Genomic DNA, 17,544 nt, shown 5'->3' with positions numbered 1-17,544 from the left:
GGCTGAGATTAGGATAATGGCGAGAGACACACACTATTCTTATTCGCCGGTGGATATTTGGCGTTTTCTGTGGTCTTAAGCATTATCTATTCCTAATTTCACTACTACTCTCAGAGGTCTTCATGCCGGGCATTAAATCACTGCTTTGGGTTGGTGGAGTGTTTTTTTCAACACTTAGCCTAACGGTCAAAGCAGAACCTTTACATCCTGATCCGGCTTGGCAACAAGGTCAGTTGAGTAATGGTTTTGGTTGGCAAGTGCTGACGACGCCCCAGCGCCCCTCCGATCGCGTTGAATTACGACTTGTTGTCAAGACAGGGTCGTTAAGTGAAACGCCGGCACAGAAAGGTTTCAGCCATCTTATCGCTCGTCTAGCCATGGTACATAATCTTGCGCTGACGCCTGAACAACAACGAACGCTTTGGCATGCGGATATGTCAAAGTCCGGGGCCTTACCGCCGGTTATTACGTCATACGATTACACGCAATATAATCTGAGTCTGCCTATCAATCGGCCAGAACTGATCAAGTCGGCGCTGGAGTGGTTAGCGGCAACGGCGGGCGATATGCAAGTCACGCCAACGACTATCGCGACCGCACTGAAAGCCACGGATCCGACGGCAACCTGGCCGGATAACACCCAAGATCAATTGTGGCGTTATCGCTTACAGAATTCGGCACTGTTAAATCATGATCCGAGTGAGCAGCCGACGGAGATGACTAATCCTCAGCCTCTCGCACAGTATTATCATCAGTGGTATACCCCGGATGCGATGACCCTTTACGTCGTTGGTAACGTCGAAAACCGTGCCATCATCGAGCAGATTACTAAAACCTTCAGTACGCTTAAGGGTAAACGTAAGTTGCCAACGCCCGTACCCGTTCTGTCGCCGTTGCCAACTCAACCTACCAACCTAGTGGATAATAGCTTACACACCCCACGTTTAGTGATGAACTGGGATGCGATGTGGTTACCGATCCAAGACTCACAAAGCCTTGAGCATTACTGGCTCTCTGACTTAACTCGAGAAGCCTTATATTGGCACCTGCAATCCGGGGCTGATTCAAAACAAGCCGCTCTGGAGCCAGTGGATCTTCAATGCCAAGTGTTATTTTCTCGTGCGCAATGTGGGTTGAAAATTGACGCGCGAGGTGAGGCGTTAATAAAACAGTTGACCTCGGTGGCGAATGAGATTGTTCGACTACGGGATCAAGGATTAACGCAAAGTGAATTCGATCAATTGCTGACGAAAAAAACCACTGAACTGAGTGGCCTGTTCGCGACCTATGCGCGTACTCCTACAGAGATGTTAATGATGCAGCGCTTACGTTCTCAGCAAAATGGGATGGTCGATATTGCGCCTGAGCAATATCAGAAGCTACGCCAGGAGTTTTTAGCTAACCTAACGCTTGATGCCGTAAACCATGAGTTACGCCAGCTGCTCTCTCAACCCGCGAGCTTTATCTTACTGCATCCAGAGACGACGCAAGGGCCAAGCGTTGAGCAATTACAAGCGCAATATAATGATTTGATTACCGAGGGTGAAGAGGGCGCGAACGATACCGCTATCGCTCCCTCGTCAGAGAGCAATTAATTACGCCATAATACCTTGATAATGTGGTAGCCAAAGGCAGTTTTTACCGGTCCGTAAGGTATTAATAGCGGACAGCTAAAGGCTGCCTTATCAAAAGCAGGTACCATCTGTCCACGTCGAAACTCGCCGAGATCGCCACCTTGTTTCCCTGAGGGGCAGGTAGAATATTTCTTTGCCAGCGTCTGAAAATGAGCGCCTTTCTCCAAGTCGGCTAATACTTTTTCGGCTTGCGCCTTCTGTTTGACTAAGATGTGCAAGGCCGCTGCTGTTTTCGCCATAACATTTTTTCCTAAGCGTCGTGAGTGTATACTTGCTGCCTTATATACCACTTTCTTCACAGTTCACTGAGCGATTTTTTTTATGCGTCTTAATCCCAGCCAGCAGCACGCGGTAGAAGCCGTCACCGGACCTTGTTTAGTTTTAGCTGGCGCAGGATCCGGTAAAACGCGCGTGATCACTAATAAAATTGCTTGGTTGATCAGACAAAGTGGTTACCAAGCTCGACATATCGCTGCAGTGACCTTTACCAATAAAGCTGCTCGTGAGATGAAAGAGCGTGTTGCACAGACGCTCGGCCGTAAAGAGGCTCGGGGGCTACAAATCTCTACCTTCCATACGTTAGGATTGGAGATTATCAAGCGTGAAGTCAGTGCGTTAGGGATGAAAGCGAACTTTTCGCTCTTTGACGATCAGGATCAGCTCGCTTTATTAAAAGAGCTGACCCAACCTTGGCTACAGGAAGATAAGGACCTGTTACAACAACTCACCTCGACTATCTCAAACTGGAAAAACGATCTGATTGACCCAGTGCAAGCGACTGCTAGAGCACGGTCAGAGCGCGATCAAATTTTTGCGAAATGCTACCATCTGTATGAGCAACATTTACGTGCCTGTAATGTGTTGGATTTCGATGACCTCATTCTAAAACCGACGTTATTGCTGCGGGATAATGCTGAGGTACGGGAGCGTTGGCAGCAACGTATACGCTACTTATTGGTTGATGAATATCAGGATACCAACACCAGTCAATACCAACTGGTAAAGTTATTGGTGGGTACCCGAGCGCGCTTCACCGTGGTCGGCGATGATGACCAATCAATTTATTCTTGGCGGGGAGCGAGACCGCAAAATCTGGTATTACTGAAAGAAGACTTCCCACAATTGGAAGTGATTAAGCTCGAGCAGAATTATCGTTCCTCACAACGTATCTTGCGTGCCGCTAATATACTTATCGCCAATAATCCCCACGTATTTGAGAAGAAACTTTTTTCTCAATTAGGAGAAGGCGATAAATTAAAAGTGATCCATACCAATAATGAAGATCACGAGGCCGAGCGTGTTGCCGGAGAGTTAATCGCACACCATTTTATTAATAAGACAGCTTATCGTGACTATGCGATCTTATATCGTGGTAACCATCAATCGCGGGTTTTCGAAAAGCTGTTAATGCAAAACCGTATTCCCTATCGAATCTCCGGCGGAAATTCCTTTTTTTCTCGTCCCGAAATCAAAGATATTTTGTCCTACTTACGGCTGATGACCAATGTCGACGATGACAGCGCCTTCTTACGTATCGTTAATACGCCACGGCGTGAGATTGGGTCAGCAACGCTACAGAAACTCGGAGAATGGGCGAATTTACGCAATAAGAGTTTATTTCGCGCCAGTTTTGATCTCGGTTTAGCCGAGACTCTCTCGGGACGAGGGCTGAAAAGCTTACAAGGCTTCACCGAGTGGTTTGCCTCGCTTATTACTTTAAGTGAGCGCGAACCGATTGATGCGGTCCGAGATTTAATCCGTGGTATCGATTACGAGAGTTGGTTATACGAAAGCTCCGCCAGCACCAAAGCGGCCGAAATGCGAATGAAAAACGTCAATACCCTGTTTCAGTGGATGACGGAAATGCTTTCAGGGTCTGAGCTAGACGAGCCAATGACCTTAACTCAAGTGGTCACGCGCTTCACTCTGCGCGATATGATGGAGCGAGGGGAGAGTGAGGAAGAGCTTGACCAAGTTCAGTTGATGACCTTACATGCATCGAAAGGGCTGGAATTTCCTTACGTCTATTTAGTGGGGATGGAAGAGGGGTTACTTCCACACCAAAGTAGTATTGATGAAAATAATATTGATGAAGAACGCCGATTAGCTTATGTAGGGATCACGCGCGCTCAGAAAGAACTCACCTTTACCTTATGCCGTGAACGTCGGCAGTATGGTGAGATTAATCGCCCTGAACCAAGCCGTTTCTTATTTGAACTGCCACAGGACGACTTGCAGTACGAAGACCAGAAAAAAGCGATGAGCAGCGAGCAGCGAATGGTGAACAGTCAGAGTCGTGTCGCAGGGCTAAGAGATATGTTAAATCGCGCTAAGTCTTCTCAATAATTCAGTGTAAATCCCCAGTGAACATAACTTTGCAGATGTTCTTCTTGTTGCAGTAACTCTAAGCGATAAGGGTGGTGGATTGCCCACTGATTATCAATCTGTAACGCCAGATTGTTCCCTTTTGCCAAGAGGTGAAAGGACGTCACTTCACTCGGTGAACGCGTGCTACAAAGGATGACGGCTAAACGGAAAAGTCGACAGAGTTGCTCGGCTTGTTGCAACGGCAGTGCACTCTGCTGGCTTAAGCTTGGCAGATCGATGTTCCCTTTCTGATTCATCACGATCGCCGCGACCAGCTGTTTCTGTGCTGGAGTAAATCCAGGTAACTCAAGCTGCCTAATTAAATAGGCGCCGTTTTCTGCACCATGGCGATAATTGATCGCCAAACCTAGCTCATGTAAAGCCGCCGCACTAGACAGTAGCTGTTGGCAATACTCACTTAATCCCCAACTGTCGTTGACCTGTTGAATAAGGACAGCGCAGGTCGCTTTGACACGTTCGGCTTGTTCGAGATCGACGGCAAAACGCTGTTGAGTCGTTTCTAGCGTTCTTTTACGGATGTCTTTATCCACCGGAAGGGTGATCATGCCATAGATAAGGCCTTCGCGTAATGCCCCCCCAGCCAAGCTCATACGAGTAATGGACAGCTCGTGGAAGATCGCGAGAAGAATCGAAAGGCCGCTAGGAAAAACCAGGGCGCGTTCAAGGGTTAACCCCTCAATTTCCAACTCTTCGAGTTTGCCACATTGAATCGCCCGCTGTTTAAGCTGTTCAAGTTTGGCGAGGGTGATTTGCTCGTCCATTCCTTGTGCAACCATAATCTCTTGTAACGCTTGCACCGTTCCTGAGGCCCCGACACAGATCTGCCAGCCTTTAGCCAGTAAGGTCGCTTTCACTTTACTGATTTCAGCGCGGGCAGCGGCTTCAGCACGGTCAAAATTTTCCCGAGTAAGATAACGGTCGGTAAAATAGCGCTCTAACCAAGTCACACAGCCCATGGACAGGCTGAAGAGAGCGGTAGCGTCGGTGCCGATACCGGTCACTAACTCTGTACTCCCTCCGCCAATATCCACCACTAAACGCTGATCTGATCCGCTGGTGGTTTGTGCCACCCCTTGATAGATCAACGTTGCCTCTTCCTCACCGGAGATCACCTCGATAGGAAGTCCTAACACCTCGTGAGCACGGCAAAGGAAGGCATCGGCATTGTTGGCAATACGCAGTGTCGCGGTTGCGACAGCCCGAATTTGTGAGAGGGGGATGTGCTCCAGCTGCTCAGCGAAGAGTGCTAGGCAGTTAAGGCCACGCTGCATCGCCTCTTCAGAGAGCTGATTATCCGCATTTAATCCTGCGGCCAAACGTACCTTACGTTTTATTCTGGCCACTGTCTGCAGCGACCCTGAAATCTCGCGCACCACCAACAGGTGGAAACTGTTTGAACCCAAATCAATGGCAGCATGGAGTGATGATGCGCTTCGCATGGTGGTTAACCTGTACGTTTGTTACGGTTGTTATTACGTGGTTGATTACCACGGCGATTATTATTGTTTCCACGGCGCTGGTTATTTTGTGAACGAGGGCGTGAGAAACGTTTTGGCGCCGGTAAGTCCGTCATCAATGCATCGCTATTATATTTACTCACAGGAATGCTGTGGCCAATATACTCTTCGATGCCGGGAAGATTTAGCGAGTACTCTTCGCAAGCTAAGCTGATAGAGTGTCCGCTCGCGCCAGCACGGCCTGTACGGCCAATACGGTGCACATAGTCTTCACGGTCATCAGGCAAGTCATAGTTGAAGACGTGGGTAACTTCCGGGATATGTAACCCCCGTGCGGCAACGTCCGTTGCAACCAGAATATCGATATTACCTTGAGTGAAGTCTTCCAAAATACGCAGACGTTTTTTCTGCGGGACATCACCGGTCAGTAGCCCAACGCGATGACCATCAGCGACTAAATGGCCCCAAATATCTTCACAACGATATTTAGTGTTAGCAAAGATTACCGCACGATCAGGCCACTCTTCTTCAATCAAGGTCTGAAGCAGACGCATCTTTTCTTCATTAGAAGGGTAGAACAGCTCTTCTTTAATGCGATGTCCGGTCTTTTGCTCGGGTTCGACTTCGACATACTCAGCATTGTTCATATGTTCAAAAGCCAGTTCACGCACACGGTAAGATAAGGTTGCAGAGAACAACATGCTTAGGCGTTCTGTCGCCGGTGGCATTTTACGAATCAGCCAACGAATATCTTTGATAAAGCCGAGGTCAAACATACGGTCAGCTTCATCAAGAACTAATACTTGTAAAGCGCCGAGGTCGACGTGGTTTTGTTTGACGTAATCGATGATACGGCCAGTGGTGCCGATCAGGATATCAACGCCTTGGGCCAGCACTTTCAGTTGTTTATCGTAGCCGTCGCCACCGTAAGCGAGACCAATTTTTAAACCTGTTTCCTGCGCTAATGGCTCCGCATCGGCGTGAATTTGTACCGCTAATTCACGCGTAGGGGCCATGATCAAGGCGCGAGGTTGGTTGACTTGACGCCCTTCGGCAGCAGGTCGAGATAAGAGATAATGAAACGTTGACGTTAGGAACGCCATCGTTTTTCCGGTACCGGTTTGCGCCTGACCTGCGATGTCATGCCCAGCAAGAGCATAAGGCAATGTTAACGCCTGGATAGGCGTACATTGCGTAAAGCCTTTGGTATCAAGGGCTTTAATCACCGTAGGGTGCAGGGCGAAGTCGGAAAACTTCTTTTCTGTTAAGTGTGTTTTGCTCATAGTGTGGTAGAATATCAGCTTATTGGCGCTTTACGAAAGCGTATAAATTGAAATAAAGTTAACTATATTGATTTAATAGAAGCCGAATCACCAGGCATAAATTTGTGGAGCCAACTATGAGCAGCGAAAAAATTGTTCACCTAACCGACAGTAGCTTTGATACTGATGTACTTAAAGCTGAAGGCGTTACCCTGGTCGATTTCTGGGCAGAGTGGTGTGGCCCTTGTAAAATGATTGCCCCGATTCTTGATGAAATCGCGGACGAATACGAAGGCAAACTGACTATCGCCAAATTGAACATTGACGATAACCCAGAAACTGCACCGAAATACGGTATCCGTGGCATCCCAACGTTACTGCTGTTTAAAGCAGGCGAAGTGGTTGCAACGAAAGTCGGTGCACTGTCTAAGGGTCAACTGAAAGAGTTTTTAAACGCTAACCTCGGTTAATACTCTTAGAGATGCCAGTGATGGTTTATTTTTGCGCTATCACTGGACGTCTCATAAGTGGCGTGCTAAGTTATAAACACTGCATTACGATCTTACCTGTAGTCAGAATCTAGATTTCTAATCGAACTTGTTGTCCATCACTACCCAATTAACAGGTTTGGTAACATCAGTGGAATCTCCACTTTAATTAATAAATTACGCAGCCTCATTTCTTCCTATGAATGACTAGGGCTGATACCTAAACGATATTATCTATAACAGGCGTGGGACGTTTCCGACCACTCATGACTAACATTTCAAGAAGTACCCCAAGTCAAGAACCCATCACTATGAATCTTACCGAATTAAAAAATACTCCAGTGTCTGAATTAATTTCACTGGGTGAAAATATGGGGTTAGAAAACCTCGCGCGCATGCGCAAACAAGATATTATTTTCGCAATTTTGAAACAGCATGCGAAAAGTGGCGAAGACATCTTCGGTGATGGTGTGCTGGAGATACTGCAGGATGGATTTGGTTTTCTCCGCTCTGCAGACAGTTCCTACCTCGCCGGTCCCGATGATATCTACGTTTCTCCAAGCCAAATTCGACGTTTCAACTTAAGAACAGGTGATACCATCGCCGGTAAAATTCGTCCGCCTAAAGAAGGTGAGCGCTATTTTGCCCTGTTGAAAGTCAACGAAGTTAACTTCGATAAACCTGAAAACGCCCGTAATAAAATCCTCTTTGAAAACCTTACGCCTCTGCATGCAAACAGTCGTTTACGCATGGAGCGAGGAAACGGTTCGACCGAAGACTTAACCGCACGTGTTTTAGATCTCGCGTCGCCAATTGGGCGTGGCCAGCGTGGCCTAATCGTTGCGCCGCCTAAAGCGGGTAAAACGATGCTGTTACAAAATATCGCGCAAAGCATCGCTTATAATCACCCCGACTGTGTCTTAATGGTCCTGCTGATTGATGAGCGTCCTGAAGAAGTGACAGAAATGCAACGTTTGGTGAAGGGTGAAGTTATTGCTTCTACCTTTGATGAGCCAGCTTCTCGCCACGTTCAGGTCGCTGAAATGGTTATCGAAAAAGCGAAACGTCTGGTCGAGCATAAAAAAGACGTTATCATTCTGCTCGATTCCATTACGCGTTTAGCCCGTGCGTACAACACCGTTGTGCCTGCATCAGGTAAAGTGCTGACAGGAGGGGTGGATGCCAACGCATTACATCGTCCTAAGCGTTTCTTTGGTGCGGCGCGTAACGTTGAAGAAGGTGGTAGCTTAACGATTATTGCCACCGCTCTGGTCGATACCGGCTCGAAGATGGATGAAGTTATCTATGAAGAGTTTAAAGGTACCGGCAACATGGAATTACATCTCTCGCGTAAAATCGCAGAGAAGCGTGTATTCCCAGCGATTGATTACAATCGTTCAGGTACACGTAAAGAAGAACTGCTCACCTCTTCTGAAGAACTTCAAAAAATGTGGATCCTGCGTAAAATTATCCATCCGATGGGTGAAATTGATGCGATGGAATTCCTCATCAATAAGTTGGCGATGACCAAAACCAACGATGAATTCTTCGATATGATGAAACGTTCGTAATTCTGAGAAGCTTAACCGCGCGTTAAGGTCAGATTTATTGTAAAGTTAAGAAACGTCACGTGTTTACGTGGCGTTTTTTTTTTAATGCATATAGCATTAACAATCTGAAATGGATTTACTCCGCAAGTGTTACGATAGAGAGCTTGAATGTGAATATGCTCAATATGAGTGTTGAATTAGGACTTACATTTCTCTTTTCTCTAACCTTTCTTTTCTTGGCCCGCAAAGTGGCTAAAAAAGTCGGATTAGTTGATAAGCCTAATTTTCGAAAACGCCATCAGGGAACAGTACCATTAGTGGGAGGCATCTCGGTGTATGCCGGAGTTTGCTTTGCTTTCTTGATCACCAATTATTATCAACCAAATGATATGTTATACCTCTCTTGTGCTGGGGTATTGGTGCTGGTCGGGGTAATCGATGACAAATTCGATATAAGCGTTAAAATCCGCGCTGCGGTACAAGCTGCCATTGCGATAATCATGATGGCTGTTGCGAACCTGTATCTGCACTCCTTAGGATTTATTATTGGCCCCATCGAACTTCGCGTTGGGCCATTTGGCTATGTCATTACACTGTTTGCGGTATGGGCGGCGATTAATGCTTTCAATATGGTCGATGGTATCGACGGGCTTTTGGGCGGCCTCTCCTGTGTCACCTTTGGCGCGTTAGGACTCATTCTTTATAACCAAGGTCAGCCCAGTCTGGCCTTCTGGTGTTTTGCGATGATAGCGGCAATCATCCCCTATATTTTACTCAACCTCGGCATGCTCGGACGGCGCTATAAAGTCTTTATGGGTGATGCCGGCAGTACCATGATTGGTTTTACAGTGATTTGGGTATTACTGGATGCAAGCCAAGGGGAATATCACCCGTTACGTCCCGTGACAGCACTATGGTTGATTGCTATTCCGCTAATGGATATGGTCGCCATCATGTATCGTCGATTACGTAAAGGGCAAAGCCCTTTCACCGCCGATCGCCAGCATATTCATCACTTGATCATGCGAGCTGGCTTCACTTCTCGCCAAGCCTTTGTCCTGATTACCCTCGCGGCAGCGATCTTGGCGGGAATTGGAATGGTGGGCGAATTTTTCAGCTTTATTCCAGAGTGGTTCATGATGGTACTGTTTCTCATGGCCTTCTTCGTTTATGGGTACTGTTTAAAGCACGCATGGCGTGTGGCTCGACGTATTCGTCGTAATAAACGCGCATGGCAGTTACGCCGTAAAGCACGTGATGAACAAACACAGGATTAAATCATGCATTCTTCTATTGATAATGAGCTTGATGTCGAAAGCTGTGTGCAGCGTTTGTGGCGCGGTAAAAAATGGATCGGTCTAGGCCTGATCTTAGGGATTCTGCTTGCATGGGCTTACACGATGTTTGCCACGCAAAAGTGGGTTGCCGTGGCACAATTTAGCCGCCCCGATTTATCGAAAGTGACGCGTTATTACCAAGAACTCTCAAAATTAAATCAGCTCAGCACCAATTCTGACCCAGCGTCGACAGCCAATAACGATGATGTAGACACCGTATTAGATGCGGTGTACCAAACTTTCTTACAACAGCTGGCTTCTGTCGATAATCGCCGTCGATTCTGGTTGGAGCAAGAAAAAGCTGATAGAGGAACTTCTCTGACGCCAACACTGTTGGACCGAAGAGTCGCCAGTATTCAATTCACTGCGGGTGATAAACTGCATGGAACGGTTGATACCTTGAGCTTGACCGCAGAAAGTGCAGCGACCAGTAGCCAATTGCTTAAGCGCTATCTTACCTTCACTGACCAGCAGGTGATGGCTCAAGTCCAACAGCAATTATCCGCAGCGTGGCAATCTGAAATGACGAAGATCGCACAGCAAATTGCTTTTGAAAAATCGGTCGCGCAGGCAGCTTATGACCAACAGGTTAAGCAGCTGAAAAACGAAGCGGCACAGTCCGACGATAATCAAACCAAAACTGCTATTAATGTGATTGAGCAAACTGGTCCCGTGGCTTCCGATAACTTACTGCATGAGCAAGCTCGACTCGCCGCACTTCAAAGCGGCCCAGCTTCTCTTAAACCTTTCACAAGCTGGACAATGTTGCAATCACCCGAGCCACCTATCAGCCGACAAAGTCCTCGTTTACCGCTACTGATGGTGATGTGGGGCTTAGTGGGTATTCTTATTGGTGCAGGTGTTGCCCTCACTCAGTGTGTAAAGAAAAAGGAATAGGAAAGCGTGAAGGTATTAACAGTCTTTGGTACTCGACCTGAAGCAATTAAGATGGCGCCTCTGGTGCAAGCGTTACAGAACACCACGGAAATCGAGTCTCGACTCTGTGTTACCGCACAACATCGTGAAATGCTTGACCAAGTGCTACATGTCTTTCAGTTGGTTCCTGATTTCGATTTAAATATTATGCAGCCCGGTCAATCGCTCAGTGACATTACGAGCCGTATCTTGGTGGGGATGGCTGATATTTTCAATGATTACCAACCTGACTTGGTCCTGATCCATGGTGATACCACCACGACCTTGGCCGTGAGCTTAGCCGCGTATTATCATCAGATAAAAGTTGGACACATTGAAGCTGGCTTACGCACCGGCAACCTATTTTCTCCTTGGCCTGAAGAGGGAAATCGTAAAGTTGCCACGCATTTAGCTCACTGGCACTTTGCGCCAACCGACCATGCAAAGCGTAACCTGCTTGCGGAGAATATCCGCGAGAGCGCTATTACTGTTACCGGAAATACCGTTATTGACGCCTTGTTATGGGTACGCGATAAAATCGTCGACGATAAGGCGTTAGAACAGCGTCTTGCCGCAGAATTCCCCTATTTAATGCATGGACGCCGGATGATCCTCGTGACGGGACATCGTCGGGAGAGTTTTGGCGGCGGATTTGAGCGTATCTGTCAGGCACTGGTGGCACTGGCAAAACGTTATCCACACGTCGATATTGTTTACCCTGTGCACATGAACCCTAATGTCCGTGAGCCAGTGAAACGCTTATTACAGGGCGTTGAAAATATCCATCTTATTCAGCCGAAAGAGTATTTACCTTTTGTATGGTTGATGAATCGTGCTTACTTGGTCCTTACCGATTCAGGTGGCATCCAAGAGGAGGCACCTTCACTCGGTAAGCCAGTGTTGGTGATGCGCGAGACTACTGAGCGCCCCGAGGCCGTGGAGGCGGGAAGCGTGCGCTTAGTCGGCACTGAGAGTGACACCATTGTTAAGGAAGCAGCGCGACTGCTGGATGATGAGCAAGCGTGGCAAGCAATGAGTCAGGTCAAAAATCCTTACGGCACGGGTCAAAGTTGTCAGAAAATTATCGAATTTATTAAACACTCATGGGTTGAGCATGCACAGTAAAACAGTCTCCATTTTTGGTCTTGGATATATAGGATTACCTACCGCCGCGATTTTGGCTGATGCGGGATGCCAAGTCATAGGTGTTGATGTTAATCCAGTGGCAGTCGAGACCATTAACCGGGGTGAAATCCATATTATTGAACCCGAATTGGCCAATGTGGTGGCGCGTAATGTCGCGGCAGGACGATTGAGGGCAACGTTAACCCCGGAGCCAGCTGACGCCTTTATCATTACGGTACCGACCCCGTTTGAGGCGGAACATCAGCCAGACCTTAGCTATGTCAAGAGCGCTACACTCGCCATCGCGTCACAGCTGAAAGCGGGAGACTTAGTTATTTTAGAATCCACTTCACCTGTCGGGGCAACCGAACAAGTGGCTGCTTGGATTGCTGAACTGCGACCAGAGCTGCAAGTTCCTGGACACAGCGACCAGCCTAATATCGCTATCGCATACTGCCCTGAGCGCGTGCTACCTGGCAAAGTCATGGCAGAATTAGTGAGTAATGACCGGGTAGTCGGTGGAATTACGCCTGACTGTTCGCTACGGGCGAGTCAGCTTTATCAGCTATTCTTACAGGGTGAGTGCGTGACAACTAACGCGCGTACCGCAGAAATGTGTAAGCTTACCGAAAACAGCTTTCGTGATGTGAACATTGCGTTCGCCAATGAACTCTCGTTAATCTGTCATGAACTGGATATCGATGTGTGGGAGCTGATTCAGCTCGCCAACCACCACCCTCGCGTGAACATCTTACAACCTGGCCCAGGTGTGGGTGGGCACTGCATTGCGGTTGATCCGTGGTTTATCGTGTCGCAGACGCCGGAACTCGCCCGCTTAATCCGTACGGCCCGTGAGGTGAATGACAGTAAACCCTTCTGGGTACTCGACCAGGTAAAACAAGCGGTCGCTGATTGCTTGATGGCGAACGGTAAGACCGCGTCGGCGATAAAAATTGCCTGCTTTGGCCTGGCCTTCAAACCCGATATTGATGATCTTCGAGAAAGCCCAGCGATGCAGGTGGCGAAGTTGATTAGTGAATGGCACCAAGGCGAGACGTTATTAGTCGAGCCGCATATTCGCCAGTTACCTCAGACATTCACAGGTAAAGCCACTTTAGCCAGTGTGGATGAAGCCTTGCAATCTGCAGAGATTGTCGTGCTCCTGACCGACCATAAGGTGTTTAAAGCACTGGATAGGTCACAGTTAACGACCGACTTTGTGATCGACACTCGCGGCGTTTGGCGTAACTGAAATGACTATTGATCTCTTAGCATGGGAAAGTGATTTTTTCTCTCAGCGAATAGGTAAGGTCGATCTCGCTGAGCTCGATCGCTTGAGCGTGGAGGAGTGTGCTGACTGGGACATGGTTCAGGCCAAGGTATCCAGTACAGATTATCAATCTCTAGATACCTTGACTGGCAAAGGCTTTGCGTTAGTGGAAGGGGAAGCTGAACTGGTTATCCCTATCACTGAGACAACGCGACAACCGGGGATACGTATTGCGCGTCCGGCCCATATCGATGCCTTACGTCATCTGGCAGGGAGCCTATTTACCGGAAGCCGTTTTCGCGCGCCATGGTTTGATCACTCTCTTACTCAACAGTTTTATGCGCAGTGGATTGAAAACGCAGTTCAAGGTACCTTCGACGATCAATGTTTACTCACCCTCGATGAGCAGGGTGGCGTGTCGGGCTTTGTGAGCTTAAGACACTCCGCGCACATTGCTCGCATTGGTCTATTAGGGGTGGCGAGCACTCACCAAGGGGCAGGGCTCGGTCAGCAGCTATTGCTTGCCGCGACCGATTGGGCGCGGAGCAAAGGCCTGTCGGAACTGCATATCACGACCCAACTCAGTAATGTCTCCGCGATGCGTCTCTACCTGCGTCACGGTGCACGTTTAACGTCTACGAGTTATTGGCTCTATAGGAAAAGAGATGATTCCGTTTAATGCTCCTCCGGTAACGGGAAGTGAAGCCGATTACATGCACTCAGCCATGGCAAGCGGCAAACTATGTGGTGATGGGGGCTTTACCCGTCGCGTGCAGCAATGGTTTGAGCAACGTTGTCATGTGCCCAAGGTCTTACTCACCCCTTCCTGTACCGCTTCACTCGAAATGGCGGCCTTGCTGATTAATATTCAGCCGGGTGATGAAGTCATTATGCCAAGCTATACCTTTGTGTCGACGGCTAATGCCTTTGTGTTGCGTGGGGCGAAAATTATCTTCGTTGATATTCGTCCAGATACTATGAATATCAATGAAACATTAATCGAAACAGCGATTACCGAGAAAACGCGCGCCATCGTACCGGTTCATTACGCCGGAGTTGCCTGTGATATGGATAAAATCATGGCGTTAGCGGAGAAATATAAGCTGTATGTGATTGAAGATGCCGCGCAAGGTGTGATGAGTTACTGGAAGGGACGCGCCCTGGGCTCGATTGGTCATATCGGCTGCTTTAGTTTTCATGAAACCAAAAACTATACGGCAGGCGGTGAAGGAGGGGCGACACTCATTAATGATCCTACCTTGATCGAGCGGGCGGAGATAATTCGCGAGAAAGGGACGAATCGTAGCCAATTTTTCCGTGGGCAAGTCGACAAGTATACATGGCGTGATTTGGGATCCAGTTACCTGATGTCTGATCTCCAAGCCGCCTATCTCTGGGCGCAATTAGAAAATGCCGACCAGATTAATCAGCGACGCTTGGCGTTATGGCAAAATTATTATCAGGCATTACAGCCTTTTGCTGCTCAGGGGCGGATCACTCTACCGACGATCCCGACGGACTGTCAGCATAATGCGCACATGTTCTATCTTAAATTGCGTGATCAACAGGACCGCGACCAACTGATTACCTGGTTAAAAGAAGCCGAGATCCTCAGCGTGTTCCACTACATCCCTCTGCATAGCTCACCCGCAGGTCTGCAGTTCGGTGAGTTCAATGGCGAGGATCGCTATACCACCGTTGAGAGCGAGCGTTTAGTTAGGTTGCCTATGTATTACAATTTGACGGATAACCAGCAAAAAATTGTTATAGGGTCGCTACTGAGTTTCTTCTCCTAATGTCATTTGCTCGAGCCTCTGTCTGGACCGCGAGTTCTACCCTCACCAAGATCCTGTGCGGCTTGGTGATTATCAAATTGCTGGCGGTCACTTACGGGCCCGAAGGTATCGGGCTGGCAAGTAATTATCGGCAATTAATTACTGTCCTCAGCGTAATGGCGGGGGCCGGTATCTTCAACGGTGTCACGCGTTACGTGGCGGAATACCAAGACGCTCCCCACCCGTTGCAGCAGCTCTCTGCCACTGCCTCGACCCTAGTAGTGGGGGCGGGGATGCTGATTGCCCTCGTTCTCTTACTGTGTGCAGACCCTATCAGCCAAGGGCTTTTTGGCCATTCTGATTATGCCCCAGTGATTCGTTATCTCGCCTTCTTACAGTGTGGAATCGGTTGGGCAAATCTCTTACAGGCAAAATTGAAGGGAATTAAGGACGCGCGGAGTAACGCCCTGATTATCATAGTCGGATGTCTGCTCGCTGTGCCAGGTTACTTAGCGTGCTGGGCGATAGGGGGATTTACAGGCGCTTTGGTGGGGTTGGCAGTGGTACCGGCGATCGCGCTGTTACCCGCGGCCTATTTCTATCAACGCTCGACGTCCGAGCGCTTGGGGCCGCTACGTTTCGGCTGGGATAGCGAAATGGCCGGCCGCTTATTAAAGTATACGTTAATGACCGGGATTACCGCGGTAACACTCCCCCTTGCCTGGGTCGTGATGCGTCATCAGTTAGCAGATTATAATGATTGGCAAGCGGTGGGGCTGTGGCAGGGCGTGGCAAGCGTTTCCGATGCTTACTTACAGTTCATTACGGCGACCTTTAGTGTGTGGTTACTGCCAGCATTGAGTCGGTTAAAGGAAAAGAAGGCGATTGCGGGAGAGATCCGCCGGACACTCTTGCGCGTTATCCCCGCTGTGGCCGTCTTGAGTTTCGGCGTATGGTTATTGCGCGATCAGGTGATCGCTCTGCTTTTTTCTCACCAATTCACCGCGATGCGAGACCTCTTTGCTTGGCAACTTCCGGGTGATATCTGCAAAGTAGCTGCTTATGTATTTGGTTATCTGGTGATTGCTCGCGGCAGTCTACGTGCCTATGTCCTGACGGAAATCACACAATTTTGTTTACTGCTAGCCACCAGCCACTGGCTTATTGCTGAGCACGGCGTATTAGGGGCAGTACAAGCATATTGCATCACCTACGTCTGTTATTTACTGTTGGTTATTGCAGCATTTTTTTATTGGTATCGAAAATAATGGCGATTATTCATGTACTGGGGGCCGATATCCCTCACCACAACAAGACGTTATTAGCCTTTTTTAATGAGGTGTTGACCACAGAGGTTCCCTGCTCACAAGCGAGGAAGTTTATTGTGGTCACTCAGGATATGGCACTCGCTGAGCAGTTTCCGAACCTATCAATCGACTGTGTAGGGTCGAAGAAGCAATTAGCGCAAGAAGTTATCGGATTGGCCCAAAATCGACAAACTTTATTTTTCTGTCATGGTCAATTTAATCCTCTTTTATGGTTGGCCTTACTCAGTGGCCGGATAAGAAGGCACCAGTTACATTGGCATATCTGGGGGGCTGATTTATATGAGGCGTCACGGTCGCTGAAATTTCGGCTTTTTTATACGCTAAGACGTCGCGCGCAGAGACGCGTTGCGGCGGTCTATGCCACCTTGGGTGACCTCAGTGTTTATCAGCAAAAATACCCGAAGGTCCCCGGGCATAAGCTTTATTTCCCGACCAAAATGGCGACAACTCCGCAAACCACGGTAGGGGAGCCTGCAAACCAACCGTTGACCCTATTGGTGGGGAATTCGGGCGATCCCTCTAATCGACACTGTCAGGCGTTAACACATATCGCGCACCGCTTTGGCCAAGCGGTCAAGGTGATCGTTCCTATGGGCTATCCTGATAATAATCAAGAGTATATTGCCAAGGTAAGTGCACATGCCTCACAGCTCTTTAGCTCCGGACAGGTCGAGATAGTCACAGAAAAGCTCAACTTCGATGCCTATTTGAAGGTGGTTGATCGTTGTCATCTGGGCTACTTTATCTTTGCTCGGCAACAAGGTATTGGCACGCTCAGTATACTGATTGATAAAAATATTCCATTTGTGATTAGTCGAAAAAATCCGTTTTGGCGCGATCTGGCTGAACAACACTTACCGGTCTTATTTGATGAAGACCCACTGGATAGAGAGATTATTCAGCGTGCTCGCCAGCAATTAGTCCACCACGATAAAGCGACTATTGAGTTTTTCTCACCCGGCTATCTGCAAGGCTGGCGTGACATGTTACAGCGATTGGAAGGGATGGAGTGATC

General features: G+C 48.3%; 15 protein-coding genes. 12 read left to right on the top strand and 3 right to left on the bottom strand.

What is annotated here, in order from left to right:
• The first annotated feature begins 122 nt into the window (after positions 1-122).
• Positions 123-1,595 carry a M16 family metallopeptidase gene (locus MKR94_RS08045; protein WP_241646448.1) on the top strand — a complete coding sequence of 491 codons (1,473 nt, stop codon included), beginning with the start codon at positions 123-125 and terminating at the stop codon, positions 1,593-1,595.
• Here the strand turns inward: MKR94_RS08045 and ppiC are convergent.
• Complete coding sequence (gene ppiC, locus MKR94_RS08040; protein ID WP_241646447.1) at positions 1,592-1,873, bottom strand: peptidylprolyl isomerase PpiC; 282 nt, start codon at positions 1,871-1,873, stop codon at positions 1,592-1,594. The two genes, MKR94_RS08045 and ppiC, sit on opposite strands and share 4 nt — an antisense overlap.
• A gap of 82 nt (positions 1,874-1,955) precedes the next feature.
• Between ppiC and rep the strand changes: the two genes are divergently transcribed.
• Positions 1,956-3,980, top strand: a complete 2,025-nt coding sequence (gene rep / locus MKR94_RS08035) for a DNA helicase Rep (protein ID WP_241646446.1) — start codon at positions 1,956-1,958, stop codon at positions 3,978-3,980.
• On the opposite strand, the gene gppA is transcribed toward rep, so the two are convergent.
• The gene (gene gppA, locus MKR94_RS08030; protein ID WP_241646445.1) at positions 3,974-5,461 is read right to left on the bottom strand and encodes a guanosine-5'-triphosphate,3'-diphosphate diphosphatase; all 1,488 of its coding nucleotides are present in this window, start codon (positions 5,459-5,461) and stop codon (positions 3,974-3,976) included. The two genes, rep and gppA, sit on opposite strands and share 7 nt — an antisense overlap.
• 5 nt (positions 5,462-5,466) lie before the next feature.
• Positions 5,467-6,762 carry an ATP-dependent RNA helicase RhlB gene (rhlB, locus tag MKR94_RS08025; protein ID WP_099823046.1) on the bottom strand — a complete coding sequence of 432 codons (1,296 nt, stop codon included), beginning with the start codon at positions 6,760-6,762 and terminating at the stop codon, positions 5,467-5,469.
• Positions 6,763-6,878: 116 nt separating this feature from the next.
• Here rhlB and trxA point away from each other — a divergent pair, with 116 nt between their 5' ends.
• From trxA to wecF, 10 genes are all read left to right on the top strand, one after another.
• Positions 6,879-7,211 carry a thioredoxin TrxA gene (trxA, locus tag MKR94_RS08020; RefSeq protein ID WP_048914014.1) on the top strand — a complete coding sequence of 111 codons (333 nt, stop codon included), beginning with the start codon at positions 6,879-6,881 and terminating at the stop codon, positions 7,209-7,211.
• 329 nt (positions 7,212-7,540) lie between these two features.
• On the top strand, positions 7,541-8,800 hold the full coding sequence (gene rho, locus MKR94_RS08015) for a transcription termination factor Rho (RefSeq protein ID WP_062812156.1): 1,260 nt from the start codon (positions 7,541-7,543) through the stop codon (positions 8,798-8,800).
• Between the two features lie 164 nt (positions 8,801-8,964).
• Entirely contained in the window at positions 8,965-10,056 is a 1,092-nt protein-coding gene (gene wecA / locus MKR94_RS08010; RefSeq protein ID WP_241646444.1) for a UDP-N-acetylglucosamine--undecaprenyl-phosphate N-acetylglucosaminephosphotransferase, read from the top strand.
• 3 nt (positions 10,057-10,059) lie between these two features.
• On the top strand, positions 10,060-11,013 hold the full coding sequence (locus MKR94_RS08005) for a Wzz/FepE/Etk N-terminal domain-containing protein (protein WP_241646443.1): 954 nt from the start codon (positions 10,060-10,062) through the stop codon (positions 11,011-11,013).
• Positions 11,014-11,019: 6 nt separating this feature from the next.
• Positions 11,020-12,156 (top strand): non-hydrolyzing UDP-N-acetylglucosamine 2-epimerase, encoded by a 1,137-nt coding sequence (gene wecB, locus MKR94_RS08000; RefSeq protein ID WP_338328014.1) that lies wholly within the window; start codon positions 11,020-11,022, stop codon positions 12,154-12,156.
• The gene (gene wecC, locus MKR94_RS07995; protein ID WP_241646442.1) at positions 12,146-13,408 is read left to right on the top strand and encodes a UDP-N-acetyl-D-mannosamine dehydrogenase; all 1,263 of its coding nucleotides are present in this window, start codon (positions 12,146-12,148) and stop codon (positions 13,406-13,408) included. The genes wecB and wecC overlap by 11 nt, the downstream gene beginning before the upstream one ends.
• A gap of 1 nt (position 13,409) precedes the next feature.
• Positions 13,410-14,105, top strand: coding sequence for a dTDP-4-amino-4,6-dideoxy-D-galactose acyltransferase (rffC, locus tag MKR94_RS07990; RefSeq protein ID WP_241646441.1), 696 nt, complete (start codon positions 13,410-13,412; stop codon positions 14,103-14,105).
• Positions 14,092-15,222, top strand: a complete 1,131-nt coding sequence (gene rffA, locus MKR94_RS07985) for a dTDP-4-amino-4,6-dideoxygalactose transaminase (protein WP_241646440.1) — start codon at positions 14,092-14,094, stop codon at positions 15,220-15,222. Before rffC ends, rffA begins: the two co-directional genes overlap by 14 nt.
• Positions 15,222-16,469, top strand: a complete 1,248-nt coding sequence (gene wzxE / locus MKR94_RS07980) for a lipid III flippase WzxE (protein ID WP_241646439.1) — start codon at positions 15,222-15,224, stop codon at positions 16,467-16,469. Before rffA ends, wzxE begins: the two co-directional genes overlap by 1 nt.
• On the top strand, positions 16,469-17,542 hold the full coding sequence (gene wecF / locus MKR94_RS07975) for a TDP-N-acetylfucosamine:lipid II N-acetylfucosaminyltransferase (RefSeq protein ID WP_241646438.1): 1,074 nt from the start codon (positions 16,469-16,471) through the stop codon (positions 17,540-17,542). Before wzxE ends, wecF begins: the two co-directional genes overlap by 1 nt.
• Positions 17,543-17,544: the final 2 nt, after the last annotated feature.

This window comes from Rosenbergiella metrosideri, assembly GCF_022602565.1.
Taxonomy (GTDB): domain Bacteria; phylum Pseudomonadota; class Gammaproteobacteria; order Enterobacterales; family Enterobacteriaceae; genus Rosenbergiella; species Rosenbergiella metrosideri.
This window is presented reverse-complemented; position numbering and strand designations above follow the sequence as displayed.

What these genes read in the sequence shown, in the direction of transcription:
- MKR94_RS08005 (WP_241646443.1), top strand. Translation starts at nt 10,060, where the DNA reads ATGCATTCTTCTATTGATAATGAGCTTGATGTCGAAAGCTGTGTGCAG.
- ppiC (WP_241646447.1), bottom strand. Translation starts at nt 1,873, where the DNA reads ATGGCGAAAACAGCAGCGGCCTTGCACATCTTAGTCAAACAGAAGGCG.
- wecC (WP_241646442.1), top strand. Translation starts at nt 12,146, where the DNA reads ATGCACAGTAAAACAGTCTCCATTTTTGGTCTTGGATATATAGGATTA.
- wecA (WP_241646444.1), top strand. Translation starts at nt 8,965, where the DNA reads ATGAGTGTTGAATTAGGACTTACATTTCTCTTTTCTCTAACCTTTCTT.
- trxA (WP_048914014.1), top strand. Translation starts at nt 6,879, where the DNA reads ATGAGCAGCGAAAAAATTGTTCACCTAACCGACAGTAGCTTTGATACT.
- gppA (WP_241646445.1), bottom strand. Translation starts at nt 5,461, where the DNA reads ATGCGAAGCGCATCATCACTCCATGCTGCCATTGATTTGGGTTCAAAC.
- rho (WP_062812156.1), top strand. Translation starts at nt 7,541, where the DNA reads ATGAATCTTACCGAATTAAAAAATACTCCAGTGTCTGAATTAATTTCA.
- MKR94_RS08045 (WP_241646448.1), top strand. Translation starts at nt 123, where the DNA reads ATGCCGGGCATTAAATCACTGCTTTGGGTTGGTGGAGTGTTTTTTTCA.
- rffC (WP_241646441.1), top strand. Translation starts at nt 13,410, where the DNA reads ATGACTATTGATCTCTTAGCATGGGAAAGTGATTTTTTCTCTCAGCGA.
- wecF (WP_241646438.1), top strand. Translation starts at nt 16,469, where the DNA reads ATGGCGATTATTCATGTACTGGGGGCCGATATCCCTCACCACAACAAG.
- rffA (WP_241646440.1), top strand. Translation starts at nt 14,092, where the DNA reads ATGATTCCGTTTAATGCTCCTCCGGTAACGGGAAGTGAAGCCGATTAC.
- rep (WP_241646446.1), top strand. Translation starts at nt 1,956, where the DNA reads ATGCGTCTTAATCCCAGCCAGCAGCACGCGGTAGAAGCCGTCACCGGA.
- wzxE (WP_241646439.1), top strand. Translation starts at nt 15,222, where the DNA reads ATGTCATTTGCTCGAGCCTCTGTCTGGACCGCGAGTTCTACCCTCACC.
- rhlB (WP_099823046.1), bottom strand. Translation starts at nt 6,762, where the DNA reads ATGAGCAAAACACACTTAACAGAAAAGAAGTTTTCCGACTTCGCCCTG.